Origin of the sequence: Neorhizobium sp. T25_13 (assembly GCF_002968675.1) — a bacterium.
Taxonomy (GTDB): domain Bacteria; phylum Pseudomonadota; class Alphaproteobacteria; order Rhizobiales; family Rhizobiaceae; genus Neorhizobium; species Neorhizobium tomejilense.
Window position 1 is genome coordinate 216107 of sequence record NZ_PVBI01000002.1, and the last position, 15071, is coordinate 231177.

Annotated in this window: 13 protein-coding genes; 8 read left to right on the forward strand and 5 right to left on the reverse strand. The window is 61.8% G+C overall.

Annotated features, from left to right (window positions below):
• The first annotated feature begins 64 nt into the window (after positions 1 to 64).
• Positions 65 to 493 carry a CoA-binding protein gene (locus C5J22_RS04535; protein ID WP_105437366.1) on the forward strand — a complete coding sequence of 143 codons (429 nt, stop codon included), beginning with the start codon at positions 65 to 67 and terminating at the stop codon, positions 491 to 493.
• Between the two features lie 18 nt (positions 494 to 511).
• Here C5J22_RS04535 and C5J22_RS04540 read toward each other — a convergent pair whose 3' ends face one another.
• A complete protein-coding gene (locus C5J22_RS04540; RefSeq protein WP_105437367.1) occupies positions 512 to 949 on the reverse strand; it encodes a DUF6455 family protein in 438 nt (145 codons plus the stop codon).
• 123 nt (positions 950 to 1072) lie between these two features.
• Here C5J22_RS04540 and C5J22_RS04545 point away from each other — a divergent pair, with 123 nt between their 5' ends.
• Together C5J22_RS04545 and C5J22_RS04550 are read left to right on the forward strand one after the other, a co-directional pair.
• Positions 1073 to 2356: an O-acetylhomoserine aminocarboxypropyltransferase gene (locus C5J22_RS04545; protein ID WP_105437368.1), complete on the forward strand. Its 1284-nt coding sequence runs from the start codon at positions 1073 to 1075 to the stop codon at positions 2354 to 2356.
• 85 nt (positions 2357 to 2441) lie between these two features.
• The gene (locus tag C5J22_RS04550) at positions 2442 to 2786 is read left to right on the forward strand and encodes a cupin domain-containing protein (RefSeq protein ID WP_105437369.1); all 345 of its coding nucleotides are present in this window, start codon (positions 2442 to 2444) and stop codon (positions 2784 to 2786) included.
• A 3-nt stretch (positions 2787 to 2789) separates the two neighbouring features.
• Here C5J22_RS04550 and C5J22_RS04555 read toward each other — a convergent pair whose 3' ends face one another.
• Positions 2790 to 3278, reverse strand: a complete 489-nt coding sequence (locus C5J22_RS04555) for a MarR family winged helix-turn-helix transcriptional regulator (protein ID WP_105437370.1) — start codon at positions 3276 to 3278, stop codon at positions 2790 to 2792.
• 204 nt (positions 3279 to 3482) lie between these two features.
• Between C5J22_RS04555 and C5J22_RS04560 the strand changes: the two genes are divergently transcribed.
• Complete coding sequence (locus tag C5J22_RS04560; RefSeq protein ID WP_105437371.1) at positions 3483 to 4292, forward strand: SDR family oxidoreductase; 810 nt, start codon at positions 3483 to 3485, stop codon at positions 4290 to 4292.
• 51 nt (positions 4293 to 4343) lie between these two features.
• Here the strand turns inward: C5J22_RS04560 and C5J22_RS04565 are convergent, their stop codons facing one another.
• Positions 4344 to 5615, reverse strand: coding sequence for a cytochrome P450 (locus C5J22_RS04565; protein WP_105437372.1), 1272 nt, complete (start codon positions 5613 to 5615; stop codon positions 4344 to 4346).
• A 112-nt stretch (positions 5616 to 5727) separates the two neighbouring features.
• Here C5J22_RS04565 and C5J22_RS04570 point away from each other — a divergent pair, with 112 nt between their 5' ends.
• Positions 5728 to 6558 carry a hypothetical protein gene (locus C5J22_RS04570; protein WP_105437373.1) on the forward strand — a complete coding sequence of 277 codons (831 nt, stop codon included), beginning with the start codon at positions 5728 to 5730 and terminating at the stop codon, positions 6556 to 6558.
• Here C5J22_RS04570 and ggt read toward each other — a convergent pair whose 3' ends face one another.
• Positions 6559 to 8346, reverse strand: coding sequence for a gamma-glutamyltransferase (ggt, locus tag C5J22_RS04575; RefSeq protein WP_105437374.1), 1788 nt, complete (start codon positions 8344 to 8346; stop codon positions 6559 to 6561).
• A 67-nt stretch (positions 8347 to 8413) separates the two neighbouring features.
• On the reverse strand, positions 8414 to 9664 hold the full coding sequence (locus tag C5J22_RS04580; protein WP_172724021.1) for a GGDEF domain-containing protein: 1251 nt from the start codon (positions 9662 to 9664) through the stop codon (positions 8414 to 8416).
• 374 nt (positions 9665 to 10038) lie between these two features.
• On the opposite strand from C5J22_RS04580, the gene clpP reads away from it, so the two are divergent.
• From clpP to lon, 3 genes are all read left to right on the forward strand, one after another.
• Entirely contained in the window at positions 10039 to 10671 is a 633-nt protein-coding gene (gene clpP / locus C5J22_RS04585) for an ATP-dependent Clp endopeptidase proteolytic subunit ClpP (protein ID WP_105437375.1), read from the forward strand.
• 285 nt (positions 10672 to 10956) lie between these two features.
• Positions 10957 to 12234: an ATP-dependent Clp protease ATP-binding subunit ClpX gene (clpX, locus tag C5J22_RS04590; protein ID WP_046635404.1), complete on the forward strand. Its 1278-nt coding sequence runs from the start codon at positions 10957 to 10959 to the stop codon at positions 12232 to 12234.
• A gap of 406 nt (positions 12235 to 12640) precedes the next feature.
• Positions 12641 to 15058: an endopeptidase La gene (gene lon, locus C5J22_RS04595; protein WP_105401002.1), complete on the forward strand. Its 2418-nt coding sequence runs from the start codon at positions 12641 to 12643 to the stop codon at positions 15056 to 15058.
• Positions 15059 to 15071 lie beyond the last annotated feature (13 nt).

Consider the following 15071-nt stretch of genomic DNA (forward strand, 5'->3'; position numbering starts at 1 on the left):
CGCGGACTTACATAGCGCAGACGCACTGCGCCGCCAGAGGCGCACTATTGCAGGAGCCGCCGTCATGAATCATGACCATTACGACAACGCCTATATCGCCGATATCCTGAAGAGCACCAGGACGATTGCGCTCCTCGGCGCATCCCCCAATCCCGACAGGCCGAGCAACCGGGTCATGGGGTTTCTGCTTTCCAAGGGCTATACGGTATTTCCGGTCAATCCCGGCCAGGCCGGCAAGCAGATCCTCGGCCAGACGGTCTACAGGACACTTTCGGACGTGCCGCAGCCGGTCGATATGGTCGACGTTTTCAGGTCCGCCGAATATCTGGACGGCGTGGTCGACGAGGCGATCGGGCTCGAAACCAGGCCGACGGTGATCTGGGGTCAGCTGAGCGTGCGCGACGACAAGGCCGCCGAAAAGGCGGAAGCGGCCGGCATCAAGATCGTCATGGATCGCTGCCCGGCGATCGAATATCCCCGCCTCGTTGCCTGAGACGATCGGCTAAGCGAGCTACTTGGCGAGCAGTTCCGGCCGGTTGCGCATGTCGTCGAGCAGTTCGGCGTTGCCGCAATAGCTTGCGAAGTCGGCGGCGGCGCTGCCGTCGGTGAGTTCGCGCCGACAGCGGGTCTTCTCGCCGCAGTGGACGCAGGTGATGTGCATTTCCCGGAACTCGGCCGGCTCCTCCAGCCTGGCTTCTTCCGGATCGATGTTGAGCAGCTTCATCAGCGCCAACATTTCGTCGGCCGCATGCGGGCCTTTGGCGATCAGTTCACGCAGTTCCTGCTCCGACAAGGCGTTGTCCTGCGCCAGCAGCTTGACGGTTTCGTCGTCGAGGCTGGCGAGAAGCTTGGCTTCGTTGATCGCCGCCCATGTGACGGAACACCAGCGCTTCAGCCTGCCGGTGAGATTTTCCGGGGTGGGGTCAAGGGTGGGAATTGTGTTGTCCATTGCAAACTCCTCTCTATTTCTCCGGAGGATAGGTTCCGGAGAACGATATACCTTGATCGTGATCAACCGCCGGGGTCTGTTGGAGCGCTAATAACCGGGCGCCATTTAAGGGGAGGGACTAACATGCCGACACTCAATCCGGGGTTTTCGACGCTGGCCGTGCATGCGGGCGCGCAACCCGACCCGACGACCGGGGCGCGGGTGACGCCGATCTACCAGACGACCGCTTTCGTCTTCAACGATGCGGACCACGCCGCCGCCCTGTTCGGCCTGCAGCAGTTCGGCAATATCTACACCCGCATCATGAACCCGACCCAGGCGGTGCTGGAGGAGCGGGTGGCGGCACTCGAGGGCGGCACCGCGGCGCTCGCGGTCGCCTCCGGCCATGCGGCGCAGATGCTGACCTTCCACACGATCATGCAACCGGGCGACAATTTCATCGCGGCGCGAAAACTCTACGGCGGCTCCATCAACCAGTTCGGCAATGCGTTCAAGAGTTTCGACTGGCAGGTGCGCTGGGCCGATACCGACGATCCGGCAAGCTTCGAGGCCGGCATCGACGAGCGTACTCGCGCGATCTTCATCGAGAGCCTTGCCAATCCCGCCGGCACGTTCGTGGATATCGCGGCGATCGCCGAGGTGGCGCATCGGCGGGGCATTCCGCTGATCGTCGACAACACCATGGCGACCCCCTACCTCGTCCGGCCGCTGGAGCACGGCGCCGATATCGTCATCCACTCGCTGACCAAGTTCATGGGCGGCCACGGCAATTCCATGGGCGGCGTAATCGTCGACGGGGGCACCTTCAACTGGTCGAAATCGGGCAATTACCCGATGCTCTCGGAACCGCGCAGCGAATACGGCGGCATCGTCCTGTACCAGGCTTTCGGCAATATCGGCTTTGCCATCGCCTGCCGCGTGCTGGGCCTGCGCGACATGGGGCCGGCAATTTCACCCTTCAACGCGTTCATGATCCTGACAGGCATCGAGACGCTTCCGCTGAGGATGCAGAAACACTGCGACAACGCAGCGGCCGTCGCCAAATGGCTGAAGGCGCATCCGAAGGTCGCCTGGGTCAGCTATTCCGGCCTGGAGGACGACCCCAACCATGCCCTGCAGAGGCGGTATTCGCCGAAGGGCGCCGGCTCGGTGTTCACCTTCGGCGTTACCGGCGGCTACGAGGCGGGCAAGACGCTGGTGGAAGGCCTGCAGCTGTTCTCCCACCTTGCCAATATCGGCGACACCCGTTCGCTGGTCATCCATCCGGCCTCGACGACCCACCGGCAGCTGAGCGAAGAACAGCAGATCGCCGCCGGCGCCGGGCCTGACGTGGTGCGCCTGTCGATCGGCATCGAGGATGCCGCCGACATCATCGCCGACCTCGACCAGGCTTTGTCGAAGATCTGATGACCGGCGCCCGATCAGGCGTCTGCGGGCGATCGTCGCGATCGCGTCAAGCAGCTCGAAAACATGCACCCGAGAGGACCAAATAGTGAGCGCCTGGATAAAATATGACCTCTCGTCCATCGAACCGGAAGAGGGCGCGCCGGCACCGGACCGGCTGCTCTCCGGCACCCCGACTTTCCGCACCTGGAACTTCGAGGAAGCGGAGGGCGGCCTTTATGCCGGCATCTGGCAGGCGACCCCCGGCAAGTGGCGGATTGTTTATGACGAGTGGGAATATTTCCACATCCTCTCCGGCCACTCGATCGTCACAGAGGAGGGCGGCGAAGCGGTCCAGTTAAAGCCAGGCGACAGCATGATCCTCAGACCCGGGTTCAAGGGAACCTGGGAAGTGGTTGAAACGACTCGCAAGGATTACGTGATCAGGGTTTGAGGGTCAGGCTTCTTCATCCCGCCTGAAGGCCTTGGCGAATTCGCCCGACGAGATGAACGCCAGCGTCCGCCGCAATTCCTCCGACTTCCCCTTGCCGAATGCCTTGTCGAAACGGTCCTGGGCGACCTGCCAGCGGGTGGTGAGGTCGCGCTGGGTGGCCGCGCCTGTCTCCGTCAGGCGGACGCGCTTGGCGCGGCGGTCTTGGGCATCGGGCACCAGTTCCACCAGTCCGTCGCGGATCAGCGGCTTCAGCGTGTGGCCGAGCGCCGAGAGGTCCATGACCATCGCCTCCGCGAGGTTTTTCAACGTCGGCTGGTTGGATCCGGCGATCTGGGACATCAGGGAGAACTGCGTTCCCTTGAGGCCTGTATCGCCCATCGCATCCTCGTAGAGCTGGCCGAGATGCCGTGAGGCGCGGCGCACCGCGCTGTTGCTGCAGTGAAGCCAGATGCCGTCCTCGGTCTGCCCTTGCTTGTCCTGTTTGTCAGTCATGTCTCGTTCCGATCTTGCCGCGGGACAATGCCCGCTTTTGGCTGGCCCTTCCACTCCGATGAAAAATTTGCGGCCGCCCCTTGCAGGTCTCAATCTTCCTTTTCATATATAGTGGCATATACCAGTAAATTCCAGATGCCAAACCGCTGGCCGCGACACCACCCGAAAAACCTCTGCCCGAAAAACCTTTGAAGGAAATCGACCATGACCAACAATTCAAAACTCGGAACCGCACTCGTGACCGGCGCATCGTCGGGCATCGGCGCGACCTATGCGGAAAAGCTCGCCAAGCGCGGCTATGATCTCGTCCTCGTCGCCCGCGACGCGGATCGCCTGAAGGCGCTTGCCGGCCGGTTGACGAGCGAACATGGCATCAAGGCGGACGTACTGCGCGCCGACCTCAGCCAGCGTGCCGATGTGCTCGCTGTCGACAAGCGCCTGCGCGAAGACGGCTCGATCACCCTCTTCGTCAACAATGCCGGCATCGGCCCGAACGGTCCGCTGCTGAAAGCCGATCCGGATTACCTCGACCAGATGGTCGATCTCAACGTCACCGCCGCCAACCGTCTCGCAATCGCAGCCGCGCAGGCTTTCGTTGCCCGGGGTGAGGGCGCCATCGTCAACATCGCCTCCGCCGTGGCGCTCGCCGCGGAGTTCTTCAGCGGCACTTATGCCGCCAGCAAGGCCTTCGTTCTGGCCCTGACGGAAGCCCTCGCTGCAGAGCTGAAGGATACCGGCGTCAGGATCCAGGCAGTCCTGCCCGGTTATACCCGCACCGAAATCTTCGATCGCGTCGGCGGCTCGATGGACAGTCTCGACCCGAATTCGGTCATGGAAGTCGGCGACCTTGTCGATGCGGCGCTTGTGGGTCTCGACCGCGGCGAACTGGTCACCATGCCGTCGCTTGCCGATACGCAGCTTTATGAGACCTACACGACCGCCCGCGGCGGGCTGCGTCCCTATCTGTCGCTCAACAAGCCGGCAATCCGCTACGGCGTTGCCGCCGGCGCCTGATTGCGAAGAGCAACTGCGGCATAGTCCGCAGTTGCACACCGATTTCGGGAACTATTCAGGGAGCCGGCTTGCCTGTTCCCAAGCCAGGTCCAGCCGCTCAAGCCCATAGAAATGGTAGACGTCCTTCACCACTGGCGGCGTGGCGATACGCATGCCGGGCAGCCGCCGGAAGAGGATGGGCAGCACGGTATTGAGTTCCAGCCTTGCAAGCGGTGCGCCGATGCAGAAATGGATGCCGGCTCCGAAGGAGAGGTTTGCGGCTTCCTGCCGGTCGGGCTTGAAGGCGAGCGGATCGGAAAATTTCTTGGGGTCGAGATTGGCGGCGGCGAGGATGAGGCTCACCTTGTCGCCGCGCTTGAAGGAAAGCCCGTCGATCTCGACGTCCTCGAGCGCCCAGCGCTGGAAGATATGCACGGGCGCACAGATGCGCAGCGTTTCCTCGACCGTTCGCCCGGTCGCCGCCTCGTCGCGGAAAAGGTCTGCCGGGGACAGGCCGCTCTCCAGGATTACCCGCACCGAATTTCCGATCTGATGCACCGTCGCCTCGTGGCCGGCATTGAGCAGCACGATGGTGGTCGAGACCAGTTCGTCGTCGGTGAGATACTGGCCCTTGTGTTCCGTGTGGATCATGTGGGTGAGGAGGTCTTCGCGCGGCTCTCGGCGGCGCTCGGCGATCAGGCCTTTGACATAGTCGGAAAATTCTCTTGCTGCCCGGTCGGCGGCATGTTCGTCCTGCTGCGTCCGCTTGAACATGTACATGCCGACATAGGCATGTGACCATTTGAGAAGCTGCGGCCCTATCTCGTCCGGAATGCCGATCATCCGGGCGATCATCGTTACCGGAATGATGTCGGCGAAGGCGGAGAGCAGTTCCGTCTCGCCTTGGTCTTCGAACCCGTCGATCAGCCTTTCGGCAAGTTCTGCGATCTCCGGCCGGAGCCTTTCGATATGCCGCGACACGAAGGCGCGGTTGACGAGCGTGCGAAGCCGCGTGTGGTCAGGCGGCTCAAGCTCCAGCAGCGAATACCGCTCGGCGAGATCGAAATTTTCGAGATGAGCCAAGGGGTCGGGCAGGCCGAGTTCCTCCCGGCTGGCGATATGCAGGATCTGCCGGCCGAACCGCCGGTCACGCAACAGCCCGTTCACATGGTCGTAGCCGGTGAAGAACCATTGCCGCTGCTCTTCCCAGTAGAAGGTCGGACAATGTTCGTGGAGGAGGGCATAGACGCGGTTCGGGTCGCTGTAGAAAGCCGGGTTGCGGCCGTCGAGCGAGACGCGGCGGGTGTCGGGATCGATGCGGAGGAAATCGGGCAGAATGGTCATGCGAAAGACCTAGCGGATTTCGCGAGCGCGGAAAAGATTGAGTGATTGACGCAATTCAGGATTGCGATCATGTTTGGATGCAAGGGCGGCTGTCGAGCGGGGAGGGAAGCCTGTGTGCCTGTCATCGCGCGAATACAAGGTCATGCTGCATGCGAAGGAGTTCGCCGGTGACGAGGCTGCCCGCGGTAGAGCGGTGGCGCGCTTCTGGGAGCGTCTGCGTGCGGAACTGCAGGGCGTCGACATCGATACGCACGGCAGGCTTGATGTGCTAAAGGACAGCAAGCAGCGTGACCTCTTCTTTCTGGATACCGAGAAACGAGATCTCTACCTCCGTTCCGACATGGTTTTCCGCATGCGCCGCAAACTGGGTTCCAGCAAGGACTGGAAGGCGACGCTGAAGTTCCGGCATGGCGACCGCCTGCTTGCCGAAGCGCAGGATTTCGAACTGCGGAAGAAGGGCGACGAAGAGCCCAAGTTCGAGGAGGACGTGAAGGCGATGCCGCCTGCCGACACCCCCCGTTTCTGGGCACTGTTCAGCCGTTCGGTGGAAGCGGAATTCAATCCGAAGCACATGCCCCTAACCGTCGGCGAGTGCCTTGCGCCTTACACGGATGTTCGCAAGGCCTCGCTGCCAGACCCCGAGACCCCGGTGCAGACCGTCGCCGGCCTGCGTGTCGTCGAACATGTCTACGAGGAAGGGTGGATCAGGCTTTCGAATGAGATCGAGGCGGAATGCGCCACGATCCTCTGGTGGAGGGAGGAAAAGCTTCGTACGCCGATCGCCGCCGAATTCAGCTTCCGCTTTCCTCTCGAAAAAGGCGGAGCGGATATCAAGGTGGTGCGCAAGGCCTGGACGGTGATGAAGACGCTTCTCAAGTCGCCGCTGGTCGATCCGAAGGGGCCGACCAAGACGGCTCTGGCCTATGGCGACGCCGAAGTCTGATCATTCTCCAACAGCCACGCCCTCGCGACGCGGGTCCGCGCTGCCCACGAGACCGTTCGCGGTGATCTCGATCGCATGCAGTCCGGAATTCATCTCGCCCGGCTTCACCTCGTAACCCAGCGCCTTCAACGGTTCGGCAAGCTTTTCGGCCTCGGTACCGGCCTCGATCTCGTAAGTCCCGAACCGGTTGATGAAATGCGGCTGGGCGACGATCTGCTCCACCGGCATGCCCCAGTCGATATAGGCGATCAGGGCCTGAGCCACGTAGCCGATGATCTGGCTGCCGCCGGGTGAGCCGATCGCGAGCAGCGGCTTGCCGTCCTTCATCACGATCGTCGGCGCCATCGAGGACCGCGGCCGCTTGCCCGGCTCGACGCGGTTGGCGACGGGCAGGCTGCCGTCATGGGTCTTGAAGGAGAAGTCGGTGAGCTCGTTGTTGAGCAGGAAGCCGTTCGTCATCAGCCGCGAGCCGAAACCGCTTTCGATCGTCGTGGTCATCGAGACGACGTTGCCCTCTCTGTCGACGATGACGAAATGGCTGGTGGAGGGCATCTCGATCGCCGCGTCGCGGCCAAACAGCAGCGCATGGTCCCATTCCGGCTCGCCGGCCTTCACCTGGTCGGCGCTAAGAGCCTTGGTGCCGTCGAGCGGGGCGGCGCGCTTGCCGAGATAGTCCTTCTTCAACAGGCCCTTGATCGGCAAGGGCTGGAAATCCGGGTCGGCCAGGTAGCGCTCGCGGTCGGCAAAGGCGAGGCGCTGCGCGTCGCCGATGATCCGCCAGCTCTCGGCGTTCCGTGGGCCGAGGGCCTTGACGTCGAAATTCTCGATCACACCGAGCATCTGGGCGACCGCGACCGCGCCGGAGGAGGGCGGTCCCATGCCGCAGATGTCGAGCGCCCGGTAGGCGGCGCAGACCGGCTCGCGTTCCTTGACGCGGTAATTGGCGAGATCGGCGAGCGACAGGACGCCGGGATTGCCCGACGCCTCGCGCACGGTCTTGACGATCGCCTCGGCGATCGGCCCTTTGTAGAAGCCATCCGCGCCGCCGGTCGCAATCGCTTTCAGCGTCTCGGCATAGGCAGGGTTCTTGAGCACCGTGCCGGCCTTCAGCGGCGCGCCGGATGCGTCGTAGAAGTAACCCCTCGGACCATCGTGTTTCTTCAGCCGGTCGCCGTCGGCGGCGATCAGCGAAGCCAGGCGGGGCGAGACCTGGAAACCGTCGGCGGCGAGCTTCTCCGCCCGTTCGAACAGGCTCGCCCAATCGGCCTTGCCGTAACGCTTGTGGACGTCGGAGAGGAGGCGCACGGTACCTGGCGTGCCGACCGAACGGCCGCCGATAACCGCGTCCATGAATTTCAGCGGCTGGCCCTGCGCATCGAGGAAAAGTTTTGGCGTTGCCTCCATCGGCGCAGTCTCGCGGCCATCGAACGTGACGAGCTTGCTGGTGGCCGCATCGTAGTAGACGAGGAACGAGCCGCCGCCGAGGCCGGAGCTCTGCGGCTCGACGAGGCCGAGCACGGTTTGGACCGCGATCAATGCGTCGATCGCATTGCCGCCCCTGGCGATGACGTCGCGCCCGGCTTCGGCCGCCAGCGGATTGGCGGCGGCGACCATGAAGTTTTTCGTCTCGACGCGCTTGGCGGACGTGAACCCCGTTGCCCGTTCCGGCGCAACGGTATCGGACGCCTGCTGGGCAAACGTCGTACCGGCCGAAAACACCGAGACGGAAAGCACTGATGAAAGAAAAATGCCCGCGAAAAATCTGATCCCCGAAAATCCTGCCCGCATGACCCACTCTCCGCGTTTTATCCCTGCGGACGAATGTGGGTTTCAGGATGAAGAGGACAAGGGGATGTCAGCGCTTGCCAAGCGACGCCATGCGTTTGAGAGCTGCGACCTGGTGGCTGGCGCGTACGTCGGTTGGCGCCTCGTCCTCACCCTGCCGGTCGACGGCCGGGACGACCGAGGCGTCGGTGCCGGTATCGATCGCGGTACGATCGCGGCCGCTGTCCTTTGCGGTATAGAGCGCCCGGTCCGCGGCGCTGAGCAGAAGATCGAGGTCAGCGCTTTCGGCTGCCGCGATCGCGATGCCGGCGCTGACGGTGACCGTGATGTTGTGCTCGCCAGTGACGATGGTCTGGCGCTTGAGCGTCAGGCGGATCGCCTCGGCGATGCTCGCGGCCTCGATCATGTCGCCGACGCGCAGGATGGAGGCGAATTCCTCGCCGCCCATGCGGCCGAAGAAGCCGCGGCCGCGCATCGAGGTCTGGCCGACCTGCGAAAAGGCGACCAGCACCGAATCGCCCGCCTGGTGGCCGCAGCGGTCGTTGATCTGCTTGAAGTTGTCGAGGTCGAAATGCAGGAAAGCGATCAGCGGCTTTTCATCGTTCTCGATTTTTCTCAGGGCATGGAACTGGTCGATCAGGCCGCGTCGGTTGAGAACCCCGGTCAAAGGGTCGGTGACGGCAAGCGTCTTGAGTTTCTCCTCGGAGCGCTCAGTCAGCAGTTTGGCGCCGGTCATGACGATGGCGATGAGGCAGACTGCCGCCGGGAAGAGCAACCAGGCGGAGTGCGGCGACGCGCCGATGGTTTTCGCCTCGCCGACGACCACCAGAACTGCGACGACGCCGTTTGCGCAGAGTTGTACGGCGATGAAGGCCGCAAGCACCCGTCGCGTTATCTTCGACGCGCCCTGGTTCCTGAGGAGGATGGCGATCATGATCGCATGGCCAACCATGGTCGCGACGTTATGGAGAGCCACCCGGTTGGCGAAGTTCTCGCGCACCGGATAGAGGAACATGCCCGCCACCCAGAGAAGTGCCGGGATGGCGACGTAGGCTTCCACGGGCTTTCGGTCGAACTGCAGGAGACCGGCGATCCACAGGCCGACACCGGCGAGCACCAGCGTGTTGGCGATCTGGATGGAGACGAAATCGGGAATGTCGCCGCGCAACGCGACCAGGATGACGCCGATCCCGTGCAGCGCAAACCCGCCGCCCCAGCTCAGGTAGAAGCGGTCCCGCTCGTAATACCAGCGTGAGCACAGGAGGACGGCAAGCGTCAGCGCCTCCGCCGCCCAGATCATCAGGCCCGTTAAAATATCCACCCGAAACTCCCATACTCGATGTCGAGCGCGGCCAGAATGCCATGCAGTCTTTAAGACGACGTTGCACGGATCACGGAAAATCCGGGGCTCGGACCGGCGGTGGAGGGATTTTCGAGACAATGTTCACGCCTGCTTTACCCTGATTGGGCAAAAACCTGTGCTTGTCAGCGAAACCGGGCATCTGTCGGCTGTGGCCGGGCACGAATCGTAATAGCGGTCAGCCTCGCGCATCCCCGGGCAGTTAAGGATATCGGATGCTCCGTCTTGAAGTACCGGGCGTTGACACTCTATGTAGGGATGACCCATTCCATTTGATTCCGGAGCGCCTTTCTGCCTTCGGCCAGGGATCAAGAGAAGCTTGACAAAGGACGGACATGAAAAATCCAGTTGATACCGCAATGGCCTTGGTGCCAATGGTCGTCGAGCAGACCAATCGCGGTGAGCGCTCATACGACATCTATTCGCGTCTTCTGAAAGAGCGCATCATCTTCCTGACGGGCCCCGTCGAAGACTATATGGCGTCGCTGATCTGCGCCCAGCTTCTCTTCCTCGAAGCGGAAAACCCGAAGAAGGAAATCGCCCTCTACATCAATTCGCCCGGCGGCGTCGTCACCGCCGGCATGGCGATCTACGATACGATGCAGTTCATCAAGCCGGCGGTTTCGACGCTCTGCATCGGCCAGGCCGCCTCCATGGGCTCGCTGCTCCTGTGCGCCGGCGAGAAGGGCATGCGCTTTGCAACCCCGAACTCGCGCATCATGGTGCACCAGCCCTCCGGCGGCTTCCAGGGCCAGGCGTCCGATATCGAGCGCCATGCCCGTGACATATTGAAGATGAAAAGACGTCTGAACGAGGTCTATGTGAAGCATACGGGCCGCACGTTGGAGGAAGTCGAAAAGACCCTCGACCGCGACCATTTCATGACGGCCGACGAAGCCCAGGATTGGGGCGTCATCGACAAGATCCTGACATCGCGTCAGGAAATGGAAGGTGGCTCCGGAGACTGAGTCTGATGGCGCGACCCGTGCACCTCACCCCGAAGTGAGCAAAAAGGGGTTTCAAGTCGCACGGAAAGCGCTATTAGTACTTATTAATGCTGTGTTGAACTTTTATGACATAGCATTCGTTTCTTAGGGGTTTCGTTGCCGCTGATCCCGCATGATGTGCGCAGGATCGGTAGAGTACCCTTAAGGCAAGGCAGGCGCGCAAGGCCCGTCGGGCGCGCGCCGGCAAGCGGTAGAGTGGACCGCGCCCGTTTTGACGTGAGTGCGGAGTGCTGGAAGGAAAGTGATATGAGCAAAGTCAGCGGCAGCAACGGCGGCGACTCCAAGAATACCCTGTATTGCTCTTTCTGCGGAAAGAGCCAGCACGAAGTCCGGAAGCTGATCGCCGGACCGACCGTATTCATCTGCGATGAATGCGTCGAGTTGTGCATGGACATCATCCGCGAAGAGAACAAGACCTCGATGGTCAAGTCCCGCGACGGCGTGCCCACGCCTCAGGACATCATCAAGGTCCTCGACGAATACGTCATCGGCCAGAAGCAGGCCAAGCGCATCCTGTCGGTCGCGGTGCATAACCATTACAAGCGCCTGGCGCACGCCTCCAAGGGCGGCGACGTCGAGCTTGCGAAGTCGAACATCATGCTGGTCGGTCCGACCGGCTGCGGCAAGACCTATCTTGCCCAGACGCTCGCCCGCATCATCGACGTTCCCTTCACGATGGCCGATGCCACGACGCTGACCGAAGCCGGCTATGTCGGCGAGGACGTCGAAAACATCATCCTGAAGCTTCTGCAGTCTGCGGATTACAATGTCGAACGCGCCCAGCGCGGCATCGTCTATATCGACGAAGTCGACAAGATCTCCCGCAAATCCGACAACCCGTCCATCACCCGCGACGTGTCGGGCGAGGGCGTGCAGCAGGCGCTTCTGAAGATCATGGAAGGCACGGTTGCCTCGGTCCCGCCGCAGGGCGGCCGCAAGCATCCGCAGCAGGAATTCCTGCAGGTCGACACGACGAACATCCTGTTCATCTGCGGCGGCGCCTTTGCAGGCCTCGACAAGATCATCTCGGCTCGCGGCGAAAAGACTTCGATCGGCTTCGGCGCCTCCGTGAAGTCTGCGGAAGACCGTCGCGTCGGCGAAGTGCTGCGCGAACTGGAGCCGGAAGATCTGGTGAAGTTCGGTCTCATTCCGGAATTCATCGGCCGTCTGCCGGTTCTGGCGACCCTCGAAGACCTCGACGAGGACGCGCTGATCCAGATCCTGTCCGAGCCGAAGAATGCGCTGATCAAGCAGTACCAGCGCCTGTTCGAGATGGAAGACGTCGATCTGACCTTCCACGAGGATGCGCTGCGCGAGATCGCCAAGCGGGCGATCACCCGCAAGACCGGCGCCCGCGGCCTGCGCTCGATCATGGAGAAGATCCTTCTCGACACCATGTTCGAACTGCCGACGCTCGAAGGCGTGCGCGAAGTGGTCATCTCGGACGACGTCGTGCGTGGAAACGCCCGGCCGCTCTACATCTATGCCGACCGGCAGGATGAAAAGGCGAACGTTTCGGCCTGATCCGCCCGTTCCGAACCGCACAATGCAAGAGGCCCTGTCGGGGCCTCTTTTTTATGTTGGTGGACAGCCTTGCTTATTTTGATTTTTCCACCATTTTTGCCTCGCGAAGAATTGCACCATATTCGTCTTGCATTAGAGACGGTGCGGGAAGATCATCGATGTCCGGGCTGCTTCGCCTGCATGTGATCGCAGGTTGGCAGTTCCGGTGAGTCGCGTCCCGTGTCCTTAGGCGTTCCGCGCGGCGTAATGTGCGCACGCTTTGTAATACCCCTGTCACAATCCCAGCGGCGGCGGCCTTGCAAGGCTTGAAATCAAATTTCGAAAACTCCACTTTGGGCGAGAGTGAAGTGCCCGGGTGATTTGCCCGGGACGTATCCCGGAAACGGGACGATGGAAAGGAAATGAAATGACGAATTCAACGTCTGCGACTGGTAGCGAAACCTATCCGGTGCTGCCGCTGCGCGACATTGTGGTCTTTCCGCATATGATCGTGCCTTTGTTCGTCGGACGGGAGAAGTCTATTCGCGCGCTCGAAGAGGTGATGGGTTCCGACAAGCAGATCATGCTGGTCACCCAGATCAACGCCGGCGACGACGATCCCGAACCCTCGGCAATCTACAAGGTCGGCACCGTCGCCAACGTGCTGCAGCTCCTGAAGCTGCCCGACGGCACCGTCAAGGTTCTGGTCGAAGGCCGCTCGCGCGCCAAGATCGACGGCTATACCGACCGTGAAGAATTCTACGAGGCGACGGCGAGCGTTCTTGCCGAACCCGACGAGGATGCGGTCGAGGTCGAAGCCCTGTCGCGCTCCGTGGTTTCCGAGTTCGAAAACTACGTCAAGCTCAACAAGAAGATCTCGCCGGAAGTAGTGGGCGCCGCAAGCCAGATCGAGGATTATTCGAAGCTGGCCGATACGGTCGCTTCGCATCTGTCGATCAAGATCACCGAAAAGCAGGAAATGCTGGAAACGGTTTCCGTCAAGCTGCGCCTCGAAAAGGCGCTGGGCTTCATGGAAGGCGAGATTTCAGTCCTGCAGGTGGAAAAGCGTATCCGCTCGCGTGTAAAACGCCAGATGGAGAAGACCCAGCGCGAGTACTACCTCAACGAACAGATGAAGGCGATCCAGAAGGAGCTCGGCGACGGCGAGGAAGGCCGCGACGAGATGGCCGAACTGGAAGAGCGCATCGCCAAGACCAAGCTGTCCAAGGAAGCCAAGGAAAAGGCCGATGCCGAGCTGAAGAAGCTCAAGCAGATGAGCCCGATGTCGGCGGAAGCCACCGTCGTGCGCAACTATCTCGACTGGCTGCTTGGCATTCCGTGGGCCAAGAAGTCGAAGGTCAAGGCCGACCTCAACAATGCCGAGAAGATCCTTGAAGCGGATCACTTCGGCCTCGACAAGGTCAAGGAACGCATCGTCGAATATCTCGCCGTGCAGGCCCGTGCGACCAAGCTCAAGGGTCCGATCCTGTGCCTCGTCGGCCCTCCGGGCGTCGGCAAGACCTCGCTCGCCCAGTCGATCGCCAAGGCGACCGGCCGCGAATACGTGCGCATGGCTCTCGGTGGCGTCCGTGACGAAGCCGAAATCCGCGGTCACCGCCGCACCTATATCGGCTCGATGCCCGGCAAGGTCATTCAGTCGATGAAGAAGGCCAAGAAGTCCAACCCGCTCTTCCTGCTCGACGAGATCGACAAGATGGGCATGGATTTCCGCGGCGACCCGTCTTCGGCCCTGCTCGAAGTGCTGGATCCGGCGCAGAACTCGACCTTCATGGACCATTACCTGGAAGTCGAATACGACCTGTCCGACGTGATGTTCATCACCACGGCGAACACGCTGAACATCCCGGCACCGCTGATGGACCGTATGGAAATCATCCGCATCGCCGGTTACACCGAGGATGAGAAGCGCGAAATCGCCAAGCGTCACCTTCTGCCGAAGGCGATCAAGGAACATGCCCTGCAGCCGAACGAATTCTCGGTCACCGACGATGCCCTGATGGCGATCAGCCAGCAGTACACGCGGGAAGCCGGCGTTCGTAGCTACGAGCGCGAGCTGATGAAGCTCGCCCGCAAGGCGGTCACCGAGATCATCAAGGGCAAGACCAAGTCGGTTGCGATCACCGCGGCCAACATCTCCGACTACCTCGGCGTTCCGCGCTTCCGCCATGGCGAAGCCGAGGGCGAGGATCAGGTCGGCGTGGTCACGGGTCTCGCATGGACGGAAGTCGGCGGCGAGCTGCTGACGATCGAAGGCGTGATGATGCCGGGCAAGGGCCGCATGACGGTCACCGGCAACCTCAAGGAAGTCATGAAGGAATCCATCTCGGCGGCGGCATCCTATGTCCGCAGCAGGGCCGTGGATTTCGGCATCGAACCGCCGCGCTTCGACAAGTCGGACATCCACGTCCACGTTCCGGAAGGTGCCACCCCGAAGGACGGCCCGTCCGCCGGTGTCGGCATGGCAACCGCCATCGTCTCGATCATGACCGGCATTCCCGTTCGCAAGGACGTGGCGATGACGGGCGAGATCACCCTTCGCGGCCGCGTGCTGCCAATCGGCGGCCTCAAGGAAAAGCTGCTTGCCGCCCTTCGCGGCAACATCAAGACCGTTCTGATCCCGGAAGAAAACGCCAAGGATTTGGCCGAGATTCCGGACAACGTGAAGAACAACATGGAGATCATTCCGGTCTCCCGCATGGGCGAGGTGATCCGTCACGCGCTCGTCCGTCAGCCGGAAGCGATCGAATGGGATGGTACGGTGGAAACGCCGCTGATCACCACGGTCGAAGGCGTGGACGACGCAGGCGTTGCCGTCGCACACTGATCGATAGCCTTTT

Coding starts and splice junctions, on each gene's coding strand:
- C5J22_RS04535 (WP_105437366.1), top strand. CDS start 65: ATGAATCATGACCATTACGACAACGCCTATATCGCCGATATCCTGAAG.
- C5J22_RS04540 (WP_105437367.1), bottom strand. CDS start 949: ATGGACAACACAATTCCCACCCTTGACCCCACCCCGGAAAATCTCACC.
- C5J22_RS04545 (WP_105437368.1), top strand. CDS start 1,073: ATGCCGACACTCAATCCGGGGTTTTCGACGCTGGCCGTGCATGCGGGC.
- C5J22_RS04555 (WP_105437370.1), bottom strand. CDS start 3,278: ATGACTGACAAACAGGACAAGCAAGGGCAGACCGAGGACGGCATCTGG.
- C5J22_RS04560 (WP_105437371.1), top strand. CDS start 3,483: ATGACCAACAATTCAAAACTCGGAACCGCACTCGTGACCGGCGCATCG.
- C5J22_RS04565 (WP_105437372.1), bottom strand. CDS start 5,615: ATGACCATTCTGCCCGATTTCCTCCGCATCGATCCCGACACCCGCCGC.
- ggt (WP_105437374.1), bottom strand. CDS start 8,346: ATGCGGGCAGGATTTTCGGGGATCAGATTTTTCGCGGGCATTTTTCTT.
- clpP (WP_105437375.1), top strand. CDS start 10,039: ATGAAAAATCCAGTTGATACCGCAATGGCCTTGGTGCCAATGGTCGTC.
- clpX (WP_046635404.1), top strand. CDS start 10,957: ATGAGCAAAGTCAGCGGCAGCAACGGCGGCGACTCCAAGAATACCCTG.
- lon (WP_105401002.1), top strand. CDS start 12,641: ATGACGAATTCAACGTCTGCGACTGGTAGCGAAACCTATCCGGTGCTG.